The 15,350-nt window shown below is 72.1% G+C and carries 13 protein-coding genes, 1 rRNA gene and 1 pseudogene; 14 read left to right on the forward strand and 1 reads right to left on the reverse strand.

Annotated features, from left to right (window positions below; translation table 11 throughout):
- Window positions 1-5 precede the first annotated feature (5 nt).
- Window positions 6-123: ribosomal RNA gene (rrf, locus tag QM595_RS04500) — 5S ribosomal RNA — on the forward strand.
- A 206-nt stretch (window positions 124-329) separates the two neighbouring features.
- Window positions 330-692 (forward strand): single-stranded DNA-binding protein, encoded by a 363-nt coding sequence (locus tag QM595_RS04505; RefSeq protein ID WP_415170332.1) that lies wholly within the window; start codon window positions 330-332, stop codon window positions 690-692.
- On the opposite strand, the gene QM595_RS04510 is transcribed toward QM595_RS04505, so the two are convergent.
- Entirely contained in the window at window positions 667-1,806 is a 1,140-nt protein-coding gene (locus QM595_RS04510) for a DUF1015 family protein (RefSeq protein WP_415170333.1), read from the reverse strand. The two genes, QM595_RS04505 and QM595_RS04510, sit on opposite strands and share 26 nt — an antisense overlap.
- Before the next feature lie 104 nt (window positions 1,807-1,910).
- On the opposite strand from QM595_RS04510, the gene QM595_RS04515 reads away from it, so the two are divergent.
- The 12 genes and pseudogenes from QM595_RS04515 to QM595_RS04570 all read left to right on the forward strand — a co-directional run.
- A complete protein-coding gene (locus QM595_RS04515) occupies window positions 1,911-2,918 on the forward strand; it encodes an HAD-IIA family hydrolase (protein ID WP_415170334.1) in 1,008 nt (335 codons plus the stop codon).
- Complete coding sequence (locus QM595_RS04520) at window positions 2,915-3,121, forward strand: hypothetical protein (RefSeq protein WP_415170335.1); 207 nt, start codon at window positions 2,915-2,917, stop codon at window positions 3,119-3,121. Before QM595_RS04515 ends, QM595_RS04520 begins: the two co-directional genes overlap by 4 nt.
- Window positions 3,122-3,136: 15 nt before the next feature.
- On the forward strand, window positions 3,137-3,988 hold the full coding sequence (locus QM595_RS04525; protein WP_415170336.1) for a TlyA family RNA methyltransferase: 852 nt from the start codon (window positions 3,137-3,139) through the stop codon (window positions 3,986-3,988).
- The gene (locus QM595_RS04530; RefSeq protein WP_415170337.1) at window positions 3,985-4,992 is read left to right on the forward strand and encodes an NAD kinase; all 1,008 of its coding nucleotides are present in this window, start codon (window positions 3,985-3,987) and stop codon (window positions 4,990-4,992) included. Before QM595_RS04525 ends, QM595_RS04530 begins: the two co-directional genes overlap by 4 nt.
- Entirely contained in the window at window positions 4,989-6,713 is a 1,725-nt protein-coding gene (gene recN / locus QM595_RS04535) for a DNA repair protein RecN (RefSeq protein ID WP_415170338.1), read from the forward strand. Before QM595_RS04530 ends, recN begins: the two co-directional genes overlap by 4 nt.
- Window positions 6,714-6,790: 77 nt before the next feature.
- Window positions 6,791-7,915, forward strand: a complete 1,125-nt coding sequence (gene steA / locus QM595_RS04540; protein WP_415170339.1) for a putative cytokinetic ring protein SteA — start codon at window positions 6,791-6,793, stop codon at window positions 7,913-7,915.
- Window positions 7,915-8,754 (forward strand): copper transporter, encoded by an 840-nt coding sequence (locus tag QM595_RS04545; RefSeq protein WP_415170340.1) that lies wholly within the window; start codon window positions 7,915-7,917, stop codon window positions 8,752-8,754. The genes steA and QM595_RS04545 overlap by 1 nt, the downstream gene beginning before the upstream one ends.
- A gap of 11 nt (window positions 8,755-8,765) precedes the next feature.
- Window positions 8,766-10,496, forward strand: a complete 1,731-nt coding sequence (locus QM595_RS04550) for a CTP synthase (RefSeq protein ID WP_415170341.1) — start codon at window positions 8,766-8,768, stop codon at window positions 10,494-10,496.
- Entirely contained in the window at window positions 10,493-11,080 is a 588-nt protein-coding gene (locus QM595_RS04555; protein ID WP_415170342.1) for an NUDIX domain-containing protein, read from the forward strand. Before QM595_RS04550 ends, QM595_RS04555 begins: the two co-directional genes overlap by 4 nt.
- Window positions 11,077-12,012 carry a site-specific tyrosine recombinase XerD gene (xerD, locus tag QM595_RS04560; protein ID WP_415170343.1) on the forward strand — a complete coding sequence of 312 codons (936 nt, stop codon included), beginning with the start codon at window positions 11,077-11,079 and terminating at the stop codon, window positions 12,010-12,012. The genes QM595_RS04555 and xerD overlap by 4 nt, the downstream gene beginning before the upstream one ends.
- Window positions 12,009-14,543: a DEAD/DEAH box helicase gene (locus QM595_RS04565; protein ID WP_415170344.1), complete on the forward strand. Its 2,535-nt coding sequence runs from the start codon at window positions 12,009-12,011 to the stop codon at window positions 14,541-14,543. The genes xerD and QM595_RS04565 overlap by 4 nt, the downstream gene beginning before the upstream one ends.
- Before the next feature lie 204 nt (window positions 14,544-14,747).
- A pseudogene (locus tag QM595_RS04570) lies at window positions 14,748-15,350 on the forward strand (hypothetical protein); the annotation flags it as partial.

Raw genomic sequence — 15,350 nt, forward strand, 5'->3', positions numbered from 1 at the left:
AGAGTTACGGCGGCCATAGCGATATGGGAAACACCCGGTCCCATCCCGAACCCGGAAGTTAAGCCTGTCAGCGCCGATGGTACTGCAACCGCGAGGTTGTGGGAGAGTAGGACGCCGCCGGACAAAATTTGCGCAGGGCCATCCCTTAGGGGATGGCCCTGCTGCCATTTCGGGGCCCAGCGGTGCTCCGCGATTTGTGAGTCTGTGGCGCGAATTGGCCAAGAATCGTCCACAGCGGGCGCTTGACCACCCGTTTTCCACAGGCGATCACCCCGCTGCCGTTGCCTGTCGGTGCCAGTCGGTTCGCTGGTCACAGGAGGTGATCTGCCGTGACGGTGCAGAGCGAGGAGAGGGCGACGCCGGAGAGCGTCAACGAGGTCAGACTGCGAGGACGCATCAGCGTCGATCCGGAGGAGCGCGGAGTCCCGAGCGGCGACCGGTTGCTGACGTTCCGCGTGATCGTGGATCGGCCACCAGAGGCGCGACGCGGCCGACGGAGCGTGGACGTGCTCGACTGCACGGTGTGGCGGCCGGCTGCGCGCAAGCATGTCAGGCGATGGCGGGCCGGGGACGTCGTGGAGGTCGAGGGCGCACTGCGAAGACGGTTCTACCGTCTCGGCACGACAACCGGCTCGCGGGTGGAGATCGAGGTGATGTCCGGTCGTCTCATTCGTCGTCGAGCGAGCGCATGAGCACGCCGAGATTGGGCTTGGGCTGGAACGATGTCGCCTTCTCCGGCAGCAGCCGCCCCTCGGCCACGGTGAGCAGCACCTGCTCCATGGTCGGCGCCGGCAGCAGCACGGCGGTGCCACGACGGCGGGCGCTCAACGCCAGCGCCTCCTCGGTGGTGTGGTGGTAGCCGATCCGGCGGGGGCCACGCGGCAGCGAGGGCAGCACCGCCTCGTGCAGCACCTCCACCACGGTGCGGTCCGGACGCGCCGGCAGTCGCAGCGTGGCCCAGCCGCGCCCGTCATTGGCGACGAGGGTGTCATCGCTGACGTCATTGCCGCACGGTGCCGGCCGATACTCGAAGGTCAACCCGGCAGCAGTAGCGGCCGCCTGAAGATCGGCCAGCGTGACTCCGTCGAGGAAGCGGTGGATGGCCCGTAGCTGCAACGGCGTGTCGCGCTGGTCGATAAGCATGGCCAGGCCGCGATCGGCCGGTGTGCCGGGGTGGCGGGCCTGCACCCGCAGATAGGCGGCATAGCGGTGGTGACCGTCGGCGATCACCGCCCGAGCGCCAGCGATCTCGGCGGCGATCTCGGCGAGAGAGGTGGTGTCGCGAATCGCCCAGATCCGGTGTCGCTGGCCCGAGCGGTCCTCGAACTGGCGTGACGGCGGCGCAGCGGCGATCGTCGTGACGGTCTCGCGCAGCGATGCCGAGCCGCGGTGCGCCAGCAGGATCGGCGCCGGGTGCAGGTGCATCTCCTCCATCCTGTCGGCGAGCTCGTCGGCTTGGGCGGGATGGATGCCCTCGTGCGGCAGCACCGCCCGATCGGCGCCGACGACAGCCCGGCGAGTCAGGTCGAGCGCGCCGACCAGGCCGCGGACCGTGTCGCCGCCCGAGCTGAACTCGTGGAGGTAGACCGCGGCACGATCGTCGACCGAGATGCGACCACGCTCGTGCCACTGTCGGAACCGACCGGCCACCGCTGCGTACGGTCGAGCGAAGAGCCGGGCGCTGGCCGGGTCCCCGATCCGCGACGGCCGGAACATGTGGGCGAAGAACGGCTCGAGCAGCAGCGGCGCGGCCAGATGAGGAGGAGTCACGACGGTGTCCGCCCGATCTCGCACCGCCACGTCCATCAGACCATCCTAGGGAAGTGCTGATCAATCCCGCCCGCGGCGCCATCGATTCAGCACTTGCCTCGTGATCGGGCCACGGTCGCAGGGATCGCTAGGGTGACCACATGCTGGGACCCTCGCCCGTGCCGCTGACCAGTGCCTACGACCTTGCGATGCTCGACCTGGACGGCGTCGTCTACATCAGCGGCTCGGCCGTCGCCGGCGCTCCGGAGGCGCTCAGCGCTGCCCGGGCGGCGGGCCTGCGGCTCGCGTTCATCACCAACAACGCGTCCCGGCCGCCCGAGACGGTGGCGCGGCAGCTGACCGGCCTCGGAGTCCCGGCCGACGCCACCGACGTCGTGACCTCGGCACAGGCCGCCGCCCGGGTTCTGCGACAGCGGCTGGGCGACGGCGCCAGGGTGGTCTGCCTCGGAGCCGCTGGACTCCGCGAGGCGTTGGCGGCCGAGACGCTGGTCCCGGTTGGGGCGGAGGATGATGCGGCTGCCGTTGCGACCGGCTACGGACCCGAGATCCCGTGGCGCGACATCATGCGCGCAGCGGTCCGGATCCGCGACGGCCTCTGGTGGGTCGCCAGCAACACCGACATGAGCATCCCGACCGACTACGGGACCGCACCGGGCCACGGCGTGTTGGTCGACACCCTGCGCCGCTTCACCGGGGTGGAGCCGGTCGTCGCGGGAAAGCCGGCCAGGCCGCTGCTCGACGAGACGGTACGACGCGTCGGCGGCCGCCGGCCGCTGATGGTGGGCGACCGACTCGACACCGACATCGCCGGCGCCCACAACAGCGGACTCGACTCCCTGCTGGTCCTTACCGGCGTCACCGGTCTGCCAGAGCTGCTGTCGGCGCGACCGAACGAGCGGCCGACGTACCTCTCGCCGGACCTGGGTGGCCTGGGCATCGCCCATCCGGCACCCGAGCCGGCCGGGGAGACGACCCGCCTCGGCGGTTGGACCGCTCGCATCGACGGCGGCCGGGCCGTTGTCGAGGGTGCCGGTGATGTCGCGGACTGGTGGCGCGTGGTCGCGGTCGCCGGCTGGCGACACCTCGACGCCACCGGCACGCCGGCGACCGCCGAGGGCCTGCACGCCCCGGTAATCTACGCGCTATGAGCGAGGGAGACGAGCCCGCTGCCACGGCCGAGGACGAGCTCGCCGGCGAGCCGGTCCGCACCGGCGTCGCCGCCGTGGACGCCGTGCTGGCCGAGGTCGACGGGATCGGCGACCTGCCGCTGGAGGAGCACGTCGGCGTCTTCGAGCGCGCTCACGACCAGCTGCGCCGGGCCCTCGACGCCGACCCGGACAGTCCGGCCTGAGCCGGACCCATCACCGTGCCGCCACGACGACTGCGCCTCGACGCCGAGCTGGTGCGTCGCAAGCTCGCCCGCTCCCGGGAGCACGCCAGCGAGCTGATCGCCGCGCAACGGGTGAGCGTCGGCGGCACCCTCGCCACCAAGCCGGCCACCGGGGTGACGACCGACGTGGCGATCGTGGTCAAGGACGACCCGCTGACACCCGACTACGTCTCCCGGGGCGCGCACAAGCTGGCCGGCGCGCTGGCTGCGTTCGCACCGCTCGGACTGCGTGTGTCCGGTCGACGCTGTCTCGACGCCGGCGCCTCGACGGGCGGCTTCACCGATGTGCTGCTCCGCAACGGCGCCGCCCGGGTGGTGGCGGTCGACGTGGGCTACGGCCAACTGGCCTGGAAGCTGCGTCAGGACGAGCGGGTGGAGGTCCACGACCGCACCAATGTCCGTGACCTGACCCCCGAGCTGATCGGCGGTCCCGTCGACATGGTCGTCGGCGACCTGTCCTTCATCTCGTTGGCACTCGTGCTCGACCCGCTGCTCGGCGTCACCAGGGACGACGGTGACCTGGCGTTGATGGTCAAGCCGCAGTTCGAGGTGGGCAAGGACCGTGTGGGCAAGGGCGGCGTGGTGCGCGACTCGACGCTGCGGGCCGAGGCGGTCAACGGGGTGGCCGCGGCCGCCGCGATCCGGGGCTGGGGCGCGAGAGCGGTGACCACGAGCCCGCTGCCGGGACCCTCGGGCAATGTGGAGTTCTTCCTGTGGCTGCGCCAGGGTCCGCCGGCGATCGCCGCCGAGGCCATTGCCGATGCGGTCCACCGCAAGGTCGGGTTGGTCCGCGAGATGTCGGCGCCGGATGAGAAGGTTGAGCAGTGAGAGCCACGACGGCATCCGGCCGCGAGCAGGACCGGCACGTCCTCGTCCTCACCCACACCGGGCGAGACGAGGCCCGCGAGGTCGCCCTCGCGTTCTGCAAGGGACTGACCGGGCACGGCATCGTGGTCCGGGTGCCGGCGACCGAGGCCGGCGACCTCGGCATCGACCCGACGGCGTACCGTCCCGCGGTGGAGCTCGCCGAGACGGACGCCGACGCGACCTCGGCCTGCGAGCTGGTCGTCGTGATCGGCGGCGACGGCACCATCCTGCGGGCCGCAGAGATCACCCACGAGACCGGCATCCCGGTGCTCGGCGTCAACCTGGGTCACGTCGGCTTCCTCGCCGAGGCGGAGTACGACGACGTCGAGTCCACCATCGACGCGATCGTGCAGCGCCGCTACGTCGCCGAGGACCGGATGACGCTCGACGTCCGGGTCTTCACCGACGGTGAGGAGGTCTTCCACACCTTCGCGCTCAACGAGGCGAGCGTCGAGAAGGCCGCCCGCGAGCGGATGCTCGAGGTGGTCATCGAGGTCGACGACCGGCCGCTGTCCCGGTTCGGCTGCGACGGGGTGGTCTGTGCCACCCCGACCGGCTCCACCGCCTACAACTTCAGTGCCGGTGGCCCGGTGGTCTGGCCCGGCGTCGAGGCGCTGCTCATGGTCCCGATCAGCGCTCACGCGCTGTTCGCGCGGCCGCTGGTGGTCGCGCCCACCAGCGAGCTCGCGATCGAGGTGATCAGCCGCGCCGACGGCGCCGCGGCGGTGCTGTGGTGCGATGGCCGACGGGCCTTCGACCTGCCCGTCGGCGCCCGCATCGAGGTCACCCGGGGGAGTCACCCGGTCCGGCTGGTGCGCCTCCACGAGGCGCCGTTCACCGACCGGCTGGTCCGCAAGTTCGGCCTCCCCGTGGACGGCTGGCGCGGCGCTGCCGAGCAGCGCAAGCGCGACCGCGGCTCGGCACGACCGAGTGGCGACGGCTCCGCTGCGCAGGAGTGGCCGTGATCGAGGAGCTCCGGATCTCCTCGCTCGGCGTCATCGACGACTCGGTGCTCGAGCTCGGCCCGGGACTCACCGTCATCACCGGGGAGACCGGCGCCGGCAAGACCATGATCGTCACCGCCCTCGGCCTGCTGCTGGGTGGTCGCGCGGACTCCGGCGCCGTCCGGCGAGGCGCCAAGACGGCGCGCGTCGAGGGCATCGTCGTCACCGACCGGCTCGCCGACTTCGCGGCGGCCATCGACGAGGCCGGTGGCGAGGTGGAGGACGACCGGGTCGTGCTGGCCCGGACGATCGCGGCGCAGGGGCGCTCTCGGGCCTTCGCCGGCGGTGCCTCGGTGCCGGTGGCCACGCTCGCCGAGCTGGCCGAGCCGCTGGTAGCGGTCCACGGCCAGTCCGACCAGCACCGGCTGCTCCAGCCACGCGCCCAGCGAGAGGCGCTCGACCGCTTCGGCGGCCCGGCACTGGCCGGCTTGCTGGCGCGCTACCGAGCCCTCTACCACCGGCTGGCCGAGACCGAGCAGGAGCTCGCCGAGGTGTCGGCGACGCAGCGGGAGCGGGCGCGCGAGGCCGACCTGCTGCGCTTCGGCCTCGCCGAGATCGAGGCGCTGGAGCCGCAGCCGGGCGAGGACGCCGCGCTCGCGACGGAGGAGTCCCGGCTCGGCTTCGCCGACACCCTGCGCACCGCCGCCGAGCAGGCCCGCGAGGCGCTCTCCAGCGACGACGGCGCCCCCGATGCCCTCGCCGCGGCCAGCGCGGCCAGGGGTCTGCTGGACGGCGTCCGCGATCACGACGCCGAAGCGGGAGCGCTCGCCGACCGGCTCGCGGAGATCACCTACCTGCTCTCCGATGTCGCGGCCGACATCGCGTCGTACTCCTCCCGGGTCGAGACCGACCCCGCCCGGCTGGCCGCGGTCTCGGAGCGGCGGGCGGCACTGACCGCGCTGACCAGGAAGTACGGCGACACCATCGACGAGGTGCTGGCCTGGGCCACCGAGGCGGCCGAGCGGCTGGTCGACCTCGACGGCACCGACGAGCGGATCGAGCGGCTCGGTGCCGCCCGGGCGAGCCTGCGCGCTGGGCTGGCCGAGGCGGCCGGCGAGCTGTCCGCCGAGCGCACCCGGGCCGCGACCCGACTGGCCGAGCAGGTCACCGGCGAGCTGGTGCTGCTGGCGATGCCGCACGCCCGGCTGAGCGTCGCCGTCCGTCAGGTCGAGGCGCCAGACGGACTCCCGGTGGGCGAGCGGGTGCTGCGCTTCGGCCGCGGCGGCATCGACCAGGTCGAGCTGCTGCTGGCGGCCAACACCGGCAGCGACCCCCGGCCACTGGACAAGGGCGCCTCGGGAGGCGAGCTGTCCCGGGTCATGCTGGCGATCGAGGTGACACTGGCCGGCACCAGCCCGGTGCCCACGTTCGTCTTCGACGAGGTCGACGCCGGCGTGGGCGGCAGCGCCGCGGTCGAGGTCGGCCGACGGCTGGCCCGGCTGGCCCGCTCCGCCCAGGTCTTGGTGGTCACCCATCTGCCCCAGGTGGCGGCCTACGCCGACCGGCACGTGGTCGTGGAGAAGTCGAGCGACGGCACCGTGACCAGCTCCGGCCTCAGCGTCCTCGACGACGCCGGCCGAGAGCGGGAGCTGTCGCGGATGCTGGCCGGTCTCTCCGACTCCGACACCGCCATCGCCCACGCCCGAGAGCTGCTCGAGGTGGCGCGCGCCGGCCGCGGCTGACCCGGTCGGGCGACCTCGAAGACACGCCCGAAAGGGTGCGGGATCCGGCCGGAGCCGGATGCGAGCATGGCACGGTCATGAGACTCACCACGCGTCAACCGCTCCTGCCCGGCGTCACCGGGCCCGTCCGCACCGGCCGTCCGACCCGTTCGCTGCTGCCGCGGCTGGAGCCGGGGGACATCGCCGTCATCGACCATCTCGACCTGGACCGCGGCACCGCCCAAGCGCTGCTGGACGCCGGCGTGGTGGCGGTGGTCAACGCCCAGCAGATGATCTCCGGCCGCTACGCCAACCTCGGCCCGGAGCTGCTTGCCGAGGCAGGCGTCCCGCTGGTCGAGGGAATCGGCGGCTCGGCGTTCGCGCGCCTGGCCGAGACCGAGGACGCTCGCGTCCACGACGGCGGCGTGTACGCCGGCGAGGAGCTGATCGCGCAGGGCCGTGGCCTCGACGCCGAGGCCGTCCGGGCCGCCATGGGCTCGGCCCGCAGCGGGCTGGTGGCTCAGTTGGAGACCTTCGCGCACAACGCCACCGAACTGCTGCGTCGTGAGCAGGACGTGCTGCTGTCGGGCGCCGGGCTGCCGGCCCTGGAGGGCAGGGTCGAGGGTGGCCCCGTGGTCGTCGTCTCCCAGGCCAAGGTCGGCGAGCTCGCCGGCGTCAAGCGCTTCGTCCAGGAGCAGCGTCCGTTGGTGATCGCCGTCGGAGCCGCCGCCGAGCGGCTGCGCAAGAGCCGGATCAAGGCCGATGTCGTGGTCGTGGCCGAGGAGCTGCCGACGGCGAAGGTCCTCCGCGCGGCCTCGGACGTCGTGGTGGTGGAGCGCGCCGGCGGCACCGCGCCGCTGGAGCAGCTCGGCCGGCTCGGCGTCGCCCCGCACGTCGTGACCACCACGGTCTCCGCCGAGGACGTCGCGCTGCTCACCGCCGACGCCGCGAGCCCCAGCGTGATCGTCGGTGTCGGGCTCACCGCCACTCTCGCCGACTTCCTCGACAGCCGGCGCACCGGCCTGGCCGGTGCCTACCTCTCCCGGCTGGTCGCCGGCCCGCGCCTGGTGGACGCCCGCGCCCTGCCCCAGCTCTACACCGGCAAGGTGCGGCCGTGGCACCTCGGTGCGGCCACCGTCCTCGGTCTGGCGGCGGTCGCCGTCTCGGTCGCTGCCACCCCGGTCGGACAGGACTGGGTCGACCAGCTCCTGGGGCTCCTCTGATGAGGGCGGGCTTCACTCTCGTCCTCGCCTGCTTCGCCCTCGCCGCCGGGATAGCGCTCGGCGCAGGCCCACTGGCGGGGGACGACGACACGACGACACCCGCCAAGCAGGCATCGGCGCAGCCACGTCAGCGGGCCGCGAGTGGCCTCGACGACAGCTTCGCGGCGGCGGTGGCGCCGACGCTCTACGACCGCCGCCTGGCCAACCAGACGGTCACCATCCTCGCCCTGCCCGGCGCCGACGAGACGGTCCTCAAGGGCCTCACCGACCAGATCGTCGCGGCCGGGGGAGCGGTCACCAGCCGGGTCACCCTTACCGAGGGCCTCACTGCGCCCGGCGAGAAGTCCATGGTCGACACCCTCGCTACCCAGCTGGCGACCCAGATGGCCGGATCGGCCGACCCCGCCGCGACCACCTACGTCAGGATGGGGCAGCTGCTCGGTACGGCGTTCGCCACCACCGATGCCGCGGCCGCACCGACCCCCGACATCGCCACCATCCGGCAGAGCCTCGTCGCCGGCTCGCTGGCCGACGACGCCGGAACGGCGGCGACCGCACCGCTGGTGCTGGTGGCCACCGGCACGGACCTCGAGGACACCATCGTCACCGGCCTGGTCGAGGGCATCGCCGCCAAGGCGCACGGCGTGGTCGTCGTGGGCGACAGCTTCAGTGGCGACATCGCCGCGGTCCGCGCCACCGGCACGCCGGCGGCTACCGTCGACGGGGTCGAGACCCCGGCCGGCCAGGTCGCCGCCGTACTCGCCCTGGTGCGGCAGATCACCGGTGGCGGCGGCCAATTCGGCGCGTCAGGAATCGATGGTCCTATCCCCGTGGGATAGGCTTGAGGTCCATGAAGTCGGGGACCCAGACCAAGCACATCTTCGTCACCGGCGGCGTCGCCTCCTCCCTCGGCAAGGGGCTGACCGCCTCCAGCCTGGGCCGGCTGCTCCGCTCTCGAGGCCTTCGGGTCACCATGCAGAAGCTCGATCCCTACCTCAACGTGGATCCGGGCACCATGAACCCCTTCCAGCACGGCGAGGTCTTCGTCACCAACGACGGCGCCGAGACCGACCTCGACATCGGCCACTACGAGCGCTTCCTCGACACCGATCTCGCCGGGCTGGCGAATGTGACCACCGGCCAGGTCTACTCCGACGTCATCGCCAAGGAGCGCCGCGGCGACTACCTCGGCGAGACCGTGCAGGTCATTCCACACATCACCAACGAGATCCGCGACCGCATCCTCGCCATGGACGGCCCCGACATCGACGTCGTCATCACCGAGATCGGCGGCACCGTGGGCGACATCGAGTCGCTGCCCTTCCTGGAGGCTGCCCGGCAGACCCGGCAGGCGATCGGCCGGAGCAACGTCTTCTTCGTCCACGTCTCGCTGGTGCCCTATATCGGCCCCTCCAAGGAGCTCAAGACCAAGCCGACCCAGCACTCGGTCGCCGCCTTGCGCCAGGTCGGCATCCAGCCCGACGCCGTCGTGTGCCGCGCCGACCGAGAGCTGCCGCAGGGCATCAAGTCGAAGATCGCGCTGATGTGCGACGTCGACGAGGAGGCGGTGGTCACCGCCGCCGACGCCCCCAGCATCTACGACATCCCCAAGGTGCTGCACCGCGAGGGCCTCGACGCCTACGTCGTACGCCGCCTCGACCTGCCCTTCCGCGACGTCGACTGGACCCTGTGGGACGACCTGCTGCGCCGCGTGCACCACCCCAAGGAGGAGGTCACCATCGGCCTGGTCGGCAAGTACGTCGACCTGCCCGACGCCTACCTCTCGGTCGCCGAGGCGCTGCGGGCCGGCGGCTTCGCCCACGAGGCCAAGGTCGAGATCCGCTGGATCGCCTCCGACGAGTGCGCCACCGAGGCGGGTGCCGCCAAGCACCTCCACGACGTCGACGCCATCGTGGTCCCCGGTGGGTTCGGCGTGCGCGGGTTGGAGGGCAAGCTCGGCGCGCTCACCTACACCCGCACCCACGCCATCCCCACTCTCGGCCTCTGCCTCGGCCTGCAGTGCATGGTCATCGAGTACTCCCGGAAGGTGCTCGGCCTGGCCAAGGCCGACTCCACCGAGTTCGACCCCGACACCCCCGAGCCCGTCATCGCGACCATGGCCGAGCAGGTCGCCTTCGTCGAGGGCGCCGGCGACCTGGGCGGCACCATGCGGCTGGGGCTCTACCCGGCCGCGCTCAAGGAGGGCAGCATCGCCCGTGAGGCCTACGACGGCGAGAGCGTGATCCAGGAGCGCCACCGTCACCGCTACGAGGTCAACAACGCCTACCGCGACCAGCTCGAGGAGGCCGGCCTGGTCTTCTCCGGCACCTCGCCGGACAACAACCTGGTGGAGTTCGTCGAGCTGCCCCGCGACGTTCACCCCTACTACATCGCCACCCAGGCCCACCCGGAGCTGCGCTCCCGGCCGACCCGGCCGCACCCCCTCTTCAAGGGCCTGGTCGGCGCCGCACTGGCCCGCCAGAAGGCGGAGCTGCTTCCCGTCGACACCCGCGGCCTGCACCGCGAGCCGGAGCCCGAGCCGGTCCGGGAGGCCCCGCTGGCCGAGGCCAGCGCTCAGTGAGCGAGCCGGCGCAGGACGTCGAGGAGTCCTGGCCCGTCCTGGGTTCCCGGGACATCCACCGCGACAGCTGGGTCGTGGCGATGCGGCAGGACACCATCACCAGGCCCGAGGGCGGCGAGCCGTTCGACCGGCTGGTGGTCGAGCACCCCGGCGCCGCGATCGTGCTCGCCATCGACGACGAGCACCGGGTGCTGGTGCAGCGGCAGTACCGTCACGCCGTCGGGATGCGGCTCTACCAGCTTCCTGCCGGCGTGCTCGACGAGCCGGGGGAGTCGCCCCTGGAGGTCGCCCAGCGTGAGTTGCGCGAGGAGGCGGAGTACGCCGCCGCGTCCTGGACGCCGCTGTTGGACTACTTCGTCTCGCCCGGCTTCACCAACCAGCGGTTCCACCTCTTCCTGGCTCGCGACCTGAGCCGGGTCGGTCGCGGCGACTTCGAGCCCCATCACGAGGAGCTCGACCTGGTCGCCGAGTGGATCAGGTTCACCGACCTCCTCGACGACGTCACCTCCGGCCGGGTCCGCGACGGCGGCCTGGTGACGGCGGTGCTCGCCTACAACGTGAAGTCGCGACGCGGCGAGCTATGACCGCCTCGACGCTGACACGTGCCGTCCGCACCTATCTCGACCACCTGAGCGTGGAGCGGGGTCTGTCGGCGAACACGCTCGCGGCGTACCGACGTGATCTGAGCCGCTATCTCGACTTCCTCGCGACCGAGGGCATCGAGGATCTCGACGGCATCTCCGAGTCGACGGTCAACGGCTTCGGGACCCGGCTGGCGGAGGGCGACGCCGACCATCCGCCGCTCTCGTCGACCAGCCGGGCCCGGATGGTGGTCGCGGTCCGCGGCTTCCACAAGTTCGCGGTCGCGGACGGCTTCACCGGTGCCGACCCCGCCGCCGCGGTCAAGCCGCCCCGGCCGGCCAAGCGGCTGCCGAAGGCGCTTCCGCTGTCCGACGTGGAGGCGATCCTGGGCGCGGTCCAGACCGAGACGGCGCTCGGACTGCGCGACAAGGCGCTGCTGGAGGTGCTCTACGGCACCGGCGCCCGCATCTCCGAGGCGGTCGGCCTCGACGTCGACGACCTGTCCCTGTCGGACCCTGAGGGAATGGACGGCACGGTGCTGCTGCGCGGCAAGGGCGGCAAGGAGCGGCTGGTCCCGGTCGGCTCCTACGCGCTGGCCGCCGTCGAGGCCTACCTCGTGCGCGGCCGCCCCGAGTTGGTCGGCGCGACGAGCGGCCCGGCGCTCTTCCTCAACGCCCGCGGCGGCCGACTCTCCCGGCAGTCGGCCTGGACCGTCCTGGTCCGTGCCGCCGAGCGCGCTGGGATCACCAGGGACGTCTCGCCGCACACGCTGCGCCACTCCTTCGCGACCCATCTGCTCGACGGCGGCGCCGACGTCCGGGTGGTGCAGGAGCTGCTCGGCCACGCCTCGGTCACCACGACACAGATCTACACCCTCGTCACCGTCGACAACCTCCGTGAGGTCTTCGCCACGGCCCACCCGCGAGCACGATGACCGGACATCCGTGGCCGGCCGCGGGGGCGAGCCCGGAGGCCGTCTACGACGCGGTGACGTCGTACGCCGCCTCGCGCGGGCTGAGCCTCTATCCCCACCAGGACGAGGCGGTGCTCTCGCTGCTCGCCGGCGACAACGTCATCCTGGCGACCCCGACCGGCTCGGGCAAGTCGCTGGTCGCGCTGGCCGGCCACGCCGCGGCGCTCGCCACCGACCGGGTGTCGTTCTACACCGCGCCGATCAAGGCACTGGTGAGCGAGAAGTTCTTCGACCTGTGCGAGGTCTTCGGCGCCGACAACGTCGGGATGCTCACCGGCGACGGATCCGTCAACGCCGACGCGCCGATCATCTGCTGCACCGCCGAGGTGCTGGCCAATATCGCGCTGCGCGAGGGCGCCGGCGCCGATGCCGGCGTGGTGATCATGGACGAGTTCCACTACTACGGCGAGCCCGACCGCGGCTGGGCCTGGCAGGTGCCGCTGCTGGAGCTCACGAGGACGCAGTTTCTTCTCATGTCGGCCACGCTAGGCGACACCACCGACATCGCCGCCGACCTCACCCGGCGCACCGGGCGGGAGACCACCCTCGTCGACCAGGCCGAGCGACCGGTGCCGCTGAGCTTCACCTGGTCGCTGACCCCGCTGGCCGAGACCCTGGAGGAGCTGGTCACCACCGGACAGGCGCCGGTCTACGTCGTCCACTTCACTCAGGCGGCGGCGGTCGAGCACGCCACCTCGCTGCTGAACGCCGGCTGGATCCCGCCGGCCACCGAGGAACTGCGGGACCTGGTCAACGGCGTGCGCTTCGGTGCCGGCTTCGGGAAGACGCTGTCCCGGCTGCTGCGCAAGGGCATCGGCGTCCACCACGCCGGGATGCTCCCTCGCTACCGCCGGCTCGTCGAGCAACTGGCCCAGCTGGGACTGCTGCGGATCGTCTGCGGCACCGACACCCTGGGCGTCGGCATCAACGTGCCGATCCGCACCGTGCTCTTCACCGGGCTGGCGAAGTTCGACGGCCGTCGACAGCGCACGCTGCGGACCCGGGAGTTCCTGCAGATCGCCGGCCGCGCCGGCCGGGCGGGCTTCGACACCGCCGGCTACGTCGTCGTACAGGCTCCCGAGCACGTCATCGAGAACGAGCGCGCCAAGGCCAAGGCCACCGCGAAGAACGCCCAGAACCCCAAGAAGAACTCCAAGCCCAACCTCAAGAAGGCGCCCGACGGGACGGTGGTGTGGACCGAGGCGACCTTCGACAAGCTGGTCGAGGGCCGACCGGAGCCGCTGCAGAGCCGGATGAAGGTCGACAACGCGATGCTGCTCAACGTGGTGGCACGGGAGGAGGACGCCTTCCCGGTGCTGCGGCGGCTGCTCCTGGACAACCACGAGGAGCGCCGGGCCCGGCTGCGGCTGGCCCGACGCGCGCTGCGGCTGGCCCGCTCGCTGGTCGCCTCGGGGGTGCTCCGCCGGCTGGAGTCGGTCGACCAGCTCGGCCGCCGCTACGTCATCACCGAGGAGCTGCCCGCGGACTTCGCGCTCAACCAGCCGCTGGCCCACTTCGCGCTGGCCGCGCTGGAGGTGGTGGAGCCGGCGGCGACGCTCGACGTGCTCTCGGTCGTCGAGGCAGTCCTGGACCCGCCCCGGCAGCTGCTGCTCGCCCAGCAGCACACCCTGCGCGGCGAGCTGATCAACGAGCTCAAGGCCGACGGCGTGGAGTACGACGAGCGGATGGCTCTGGTCGAGGAGGTCACCTGGCCCAAGCCGCTGGCAGACCTCCTGGAGCCGCTCTTCGAGACCTACCGCGAATCCCATCCGTGGCTGCCCGTCGACGCGCTCGACCCCAAGTCGGTCGTGCGGGAGATGTGGGAGCAGGGCATGGGCTTCACCGACCTGATCGGCCGCTACGGGCTGGCCCGGTCCGAGGGCCTGGTGCTGCGCTATCTCACCGACGCCTACAAGACGCTGCTGCACACCGTGCCCGCCTCCCACCACACCGCGGAGCTGGAAGAGCTCGTCGACTGGCTGGGGGAGACGGTGCGGCAGACCGACTCCTCGCTGCTCGACGAGTGGGAGGCGCTGGCCGACCCGGCTCGCGCGCCCGCCGCGGTCGGTCACCACGAGCCGCCGCCCCCGCCCCGGGCGCTGACCGCTCAGACCCGCGCTTTCGCGGTGATGGTCCGCAACGCGATCTGGCGCCGGGTCGAGCTGGTCGCCCGCGACGACGTGCGCGCGCTCGCGGCGCTCGACCGCGCCGACGCCGACCGCCTGGAGGGCTCGCCGGCGATGGACGCGGCCGGCTGGGACGCCGCGCTGGAGGCCTACTACGCCGACCACGACGAGGTGCTGCTCACCGCCGACGCCCGCGGGCCGTCGTACCTCTCGACGTGGGACGAGGGACGCGTCCGCCACGTCCGGCAGACGCTCGCCGACCCCGCCGGCCACCACGACTGGGTCATCGAGGCGCGGGTCGACCTCGACGCCTCCGACACCCTCGGCGAGCTCGCCCTCACGGTCACCGCGATGCGCCGGCTGTGAGCTGGTGGCTCACTGCCGCCTGTGAGCTGGCACGGTTCCGAGGCTGGCAGTGAGGACTCCGCCGACTGACCCGACAGGAATTGTTTTTTCTCGCGCTTTGGTCCGGGCGGGCCGGAATTGTCGGTGGTGGTCGATATCTTGGTTGTTATGACTTCGACCTTTCCAGACGCTGCCGCTTTCGACGCGGCCGATGATCCTGGGAGCGTGCTCGAGGTCTTTCGTTCTTCTCAATCTCGGGTGCGGCGTGAGGAGGCGTTGCAGATCGCGGCGGCCGCGAAGTATGCGTCTTTTCATGAGGTCGATGACTGGACTCGTGCCGCGTCGTTGCTCGACGGGGTGCCGGGTGGGGAGGGTGAGGTGCTGCTCGGTGGTGACGGCTGTGCCTATGTCACCGAGTTCGCTGTCGTCGAGTTCGCGGCGGCGACCGGTCGGTCGACCTCGTCGGGGCGGGTGTTCCTGGCCCAGGCCGTGGAGCTGGTCCACCGCCTCCCGAGGACGTGGGGTCGGGTGAAGGCCGGTCAGGTGGACGGGTGGCGGGCCCGCCGGGTCGCCGAGGCCACCCTCACGCTCCCCCAGGAGGCGGCCGCGTGGGTCGACGTCCACATCGCGAGCCGGGTGGAGCGGGTCGGGGTCACCACCCTCGACCGACTGATCGAGGAGGCATTGGCCCGCTTCGACCCCGAACAACTCGCCGAGGACGAAGCCACGGACCTGGCCGAGCGCCGCGTCGAACTGGTCCGCACCACCACCGGCCGCGCCGCCACCACGAGAGTGGAGGCGGTCCTGGACACCACCGACGCCCTGGAC

Source organism: Nocardioides sp. (assembly GCF_047607185.1).
Classification (GTDB): Bacteria; Actinomycetota; Actinomycetes; order Propionibacteriales; family Nocardioidaceae; genus Nocardioides.